Annotated in this window: 4 protein-coding genes; 2 read left to right on the top strand and 2 right to left on the bottom strand. The window is 32.6% G+C overall.

The genetic code is table 11. The features are described 5' to 3' along the window. Nucleotides 1–1,446: 1,446 nt before the first annotated feature. The gene (locus tag K737_RS01450; protein ID WP_006301992.1) at nt 1,447–2,493 is read right to left on the bottom strand and encodes a hypothetical protein; all 1,047 of its coding nucleotides are present in this window, start codon (nt 2,491–2,493) and stop codon (nt 1,447–1,449) included. Nucleotides 2,494–2,775: 282 nt separating this feature from the next. Here K737_RS01450 and K737_RS01445 point away from each other — a divergent pair, with 282 nt between their 5' ends. Next, entirely contained in the window at nt 2,776–2,985 is a 210-nt protein-coding gene (locus tag K737_RS01445) for a hypothetical protein (RefSeq protein WP_023491773.1), read from the top strand. Nucleotides 2,986–3,297: 312 nt separating this feature from the next. Then, nucleotides 3,298–3,459 carry a hypothetical protein gene (locus tag K737_RS09915; protein ID WP_023491772.1) on the top strand — a complete coding sequence of 54 codons (162 nt, stop codon included), beginning with the start codon at nt 3,298–3,300 and terminating at the stop codon, nt 3,457–3,459. Between the two features lie 84 nt (nt 3,460–3,543). On the opposite strand, the gene K737_RS01440 is transcribed toward K737_RS09915, so the two are convergent. Further along, entirely contained in the window at nt 3,544–4,353 is an 810-nt protein-coding gene (locus K737_RS01440; RefSeq protein ID WP_006300607.1) for a hypothetical protein, read from the bottom strand. Nucleotides 4,354–4,756: the final 403 nt, after the last annotated feature.

Genomic DNA, 4,756 nt, shown 5'->3' with positions numbered 1-4,756 from the left:
ATTGGTTAAACTGAAGTCTTAGACTGCTAGAAAAACTCCTAAGGTATTATTAAAATATTAAAAAGAAAGATGAAAAGAGAGAAAATTTGGTCTAAATTGAGTACACACGACTTTTTTCCAAAAGATCTCTAAGAAATCCTCATTATTCCATTTTCTGATCTAAATCTTTAGTGCCTTTATTGCAGAATTTATTAACCTATTACCCTAAAAAATCTAGATCGTGTCGTCATGAGAGGTTGAACAAAAGAAGCAAAAAATAAAGGAGTATTTTTTGCGTATCGCGTTGCAATTCCTGTTCAGTGGTTTAGGTGAAGAAATGCATTCTCTACAATATGTCTAAGCTTGTAAATATAGTAATTTAGCTTAAAAATGGGACAGAGTGGTGCTATTTTTAACAGAAAATAATAAAGAAACAAAACAGCTTCGATCTAAGGGGATGAGTAATAGAATATATTAAATTTGGTAACGATCAAAAAACGACATCCAAAGTATTAAAAGTTAGTAAAAGCAGCGTAAGCAGGGCGAGGATAAGATACAAAAAAGAAGAGATAATTAGGTCTACCCCACGGGTTAGGAAGTAAGGATAAAATATCTACAGAGAAGCTAAGGATTCACGTTCAAGCCAAAGAGATAAGAAATGAGCTGAGATAGCAAAGCTAGTTAACGCAAGTATTTGTTTCTGTCTACGGAGGGTTAAAAAAGCTAGGAGTTGGTTATAAAAAAAGCCTTTACCTATGTAAAAGCACGCGAAAAAAACGAATTTTTTCGACCAAACCTGAAACAACATCGTCATGGATCTTGTCGACCGCGTCAATGAAAATTTTCAACGCATTAATCCAGCACTTTCAATTTGATTTGGTATATATCTTCTTTTTTTTGGAACAATGGAAAACTTTGCAGCAGATCTTAAATTAGACTTCTTGCGAAACTAAAATTATAAACAAGGTTTATGATAAAAAGACCAGGAGGTAAGGTCTGCAATACGAACAGAAAAAAATAGCAGGAAAAAATTCCGCAGGTTGATAAAAGTTAAAAAAGATACGTTTTATAGAATGGTGAATATTTTTCAAGAGTCGGAAGTAAGAACCTGTCTTCACAATTTAAATAAGATCTGATAAAAAGCTTAGTTAGGAGATAAATGACATGCCCTACCCGAGTAATTTGAGTGCCACACAATGGGATTTAATAAAATCTTATTTTGATACAGGGGATTATGGTAAAAAACACAAGAGAGCGCCTACTAACGAGGTGTTTTACCTTATAGAGATCGAAAATAGCCTCTCCTTGCCCCTCTTAACAATACATCTTAATCCCGAATTCGCGTCTTGAAATTCGGTAATTTCTTTATCTTTTACAATAGAATTAGATGTATTTTGCTAACAATACGCAAGGAAAGATTAGTTTTATAAAATTTAACGTCTCTTTTTTATTTGCATCGTATTCTTATTATTTTTTTGGCAGTGTTTTCGTTGTTGAAAGATTTTTGGAAAAAAAGTCTTTTACTTCATTAAATTGTTTTTTTAATAACTTAATTCTTACCCCATCTTCCTTTTTTTTTGGAACAACAGCAGACTTTACATTGCCTAAGAGTTTGGGGGGAAGAATGCTCTTATTTCTATCAGAACCATCATCAGAGTCAGTTTCAGAAAAATTTGAATGAAAACTTCGATCGTTAGATTCGTCAGAATCGTCCTTAATTTCAGGAAGGCCCTTAGCAAGATTTTTTTGTAACTTTTTCCATTTTAACTGCGTTTTCTCTTCAAGTTTTTTCCTTTTTAACTCCGATTCTGTTTCTTCTACCGGTAATGCGTTTGAATCTTTACTTTGAACAACGAGAGAATTTTCAGCAGAGTTAAGATTTTTTACATTACCTGGCGCTGTGTTTGCATTAATTTGAACAGTGTTTCTACCACTATTTGGGACAACAGCGGACTTTACATTGTCTAAGGGCGTGGAGTTTGGCATAACTTCTCTATCAGAGTCACTCCAAGAGTCACTCTCAGAACTCGATGATTTTTCACTGGGATAGTTTTTTTCGTAAAAATGAGTATTATCTAGAGCTTTTGTAATACAATCTTCACAAACTAAGGGCCAAGGCCTGCGGTTTGGGGTGGAAAGTTTTTTACAGAGCTCCGTTTTGTTCTTAAGAACGAGATTAAGAAATTTTTCACCTTTTTCATAAGTTGATGAAATATGATTAGATAACTTTAAAAACGCTTCTCTGACCTTTGTTGCTTTTGATTTTGTAATTTTGTCGGAAGTATTTAATTCAACCAATGTAGAATACGCGTGAATAAGATCTTTCATTTCAGGAGAATTAGACTCTTTTTTTAAGCGCCCATAAGCAGAAGAATCCTTTTGAAGAATATTAAATATTTTTTCCCAGTCTTTTTTGAAATTTTCAAAAATTGTCCATTGATCAGAAAATGCGCTTTGGCAAATAATCAGACCTAAAACAGATATTAAAATGTTAAATTTTTTATAGTTTTTCATCTTTTAATTTGTTTTGTTAATAGTACAATTGAAAATTATAGTAAAAAAATATTAAAAAACAATAAAAACTCAATTATTAAAAATAAATCGTTACAAAGTAAGTGTCCGATTTACTTTCCGAAATTTTGAAAATTTTATAATAAAAAGCTATTGCTATATTCTGAAATACTAACTTTACCTTTGATTTTTAAAATTTTCGAAGCCTTTAACTAAAGATATTTTTTTTAGAATCAGCAAAGGAAGTCTTTTAAAAATCTCTAAAAATGATTGTATGTAAATTTTGTGAATGTTAGGAGTGTTTTAAAAGCGGTTTTGTTCGATGGGTTCAGCGGTACACATGTAAAAAATGTAGAAAAAATTTCACGAGGTGTGCATGAAAAAGACAAGCTCCAAGCCTTCGTTTTACAAGTAAGTGGCCTTTCAATGAACCGAATTGCTCAGCTTTTTGGTGTCGGCGTCACCGCTGTTTTGAAGTGGGCGGGCACCTTATAATCAAGGATATGCACCAAAGTTGATCCCTCCCCAGAAGACAACGGTAGTGTCAAGGAAATCGATCAATTTTTGCATTATTTAAAAAAAGATAGCAAAAAATTTAGATTTTTAACGCTTGGATTTCTAAATCCTAGGATCGTGCAGGGCTTATCGATTGGGAATTTGGTGATCGCTTGAGTCAAACATTCAAACGACTTTTTGAACGATTAAAAAAATAGAAAATTTTACTTTATTGCAAAGATCATTGGGCAGGTTTTAATAAAATTATTCCAATCCCCCACCCCTTTCAGGGAAAAGATAAAACCTTTTCCATTGAACAAAATAATAACGCTAGACTATGCCATTGGTTTGCAAGATTTCATCGCCCCCCTTGCAAACACGCGATCTCTTGAAATGCTGAAGGGAACACTGCGTATTTTTACGGCACTTCACGTTAATAAAACTTTGAAAATTCATCATGCTATCTTTGGTTAAGAGTCTTCGATTTATTTATGCAGAAAAATTAAAAGATCTTTCTGCGTTTTAGGCCAGCCTAGACTAATAAATTAGCACAGGATATTACTTCCATCTAGAGTATTTTTTCTCAATTTCTTCCACAAAACCAAGATCTCCTATCGTTCTCAAAAAAGAGCTGCATTCTCGAAAAGCATTATCGTTTTCAGAAGTCGGTGGAAAATTAGACAAAAAGTGATCGTACTTGCTTTTTAGAAGTTCCTTAAAACGCGTTGTTTTTTCTGGAATGTACTCTTTTAAGGGGAGTAACATTGGATGATTAGAATACGATCTAAATCCACTAACTAGCATGATTTTTAAGATAGAATTGGTCCATCCTAAAGGAAAAGTAGGGGAAAGAATAGAGTGAGTTCTTATAACAGAATTTTTCTCCTCATCAATTCCCGTTATTTTTGTAAAAAATTCTCGAAAATAAATTCGTTGTAATGCTTGTACCAATTCTAAATCCTCAGGCTTCACTTTTCTTAACATCCTGAAAGGAGCAAATATTTTTTCAAATAAATCACTTATTCGAGCTTTAATTTTTTCGATATTTTGATCAGACGTATCTTGAAAGCTTTGGGGAGATTGTCTCAAAGTGTATTCCGACCCGGCCATAAGGGCACTAAAATCTGGAACTAAAAAAGATAGTAGCTTTGAGTATACGAGCGGTATAAAATCTCTATACGTTTCGTAGTTATTAAATACACTTTCTAAATATTGCGTCAATTTTTTTAGAGTATTCAAATTTTTAATTGTTTGATATTGCTGTGTATTTTTGAGAGTGCTTTCATCTTTCAGCGCTGCATACCCTTGATAAGAGCAGAGCAAAACAATCAAGGGTAGAAAAAAATTTTTATTAAATTTTTTAATCATTTTTTTAATTCTAATTCTTTTTTACTTTAAAATTTTATAGAAAAAAAATTAAAAAATAATAAATATTTAAAATTTATTATGGTCATCTAAAGTAAAGTGAAGGTATGAGCATTGTTTTCTAATCGCTACTCATACTCCCCCTTACTTTTTTGAAGGGGCTTTAAAAGATCCGAAAGAGAGGCTATTTTATTAAAAATAAACAACAATGTTTAATGCAAATGAACCTTCGTACTTAGTATGATCGATCAGCAAAATGTTCAGCATCCTGCGCTGATCCACAAGATGCACTCTCCACCTTCAATAAAATCCAAGCTTGAACGCGTCAGGCGTTTTTTTAAAAGGACAAGTAATTGATTCTGGACTCTTCTCAAAAGCCTTGATATCAAGCATTTGGGAGCCAGTT

Source organism: Holospora undulata HU1 (assembly GCF_000388175.3).
GTDB lineage: Bacteria > Pseudomonadota > Alphaproteobacteria > Holosporales > Holosporaceae > Holospora > Holospora undulata_A.
This window is presented reverse-complemented; position numbering and strand designations above follow the sequence as displayed.

What these genes read in the sequence shown, in the direction of transcription:
- K737_RS01440 (WP_006300607.1), bottom strand. Translation starts at nt 4,353, where the DNA reads ATGATTAAAAAATTTAATAAAAATTTTTTTCTACCCTTGATTGTTTTG.
- K737_RS01450 (WP_006301992.1), bottom strand. Translation starts at nt 2,493, where the DNA reads ATGAAAAACTATAAAAAATTTAACATTTTAATATCTGTTTTAGGTCTG.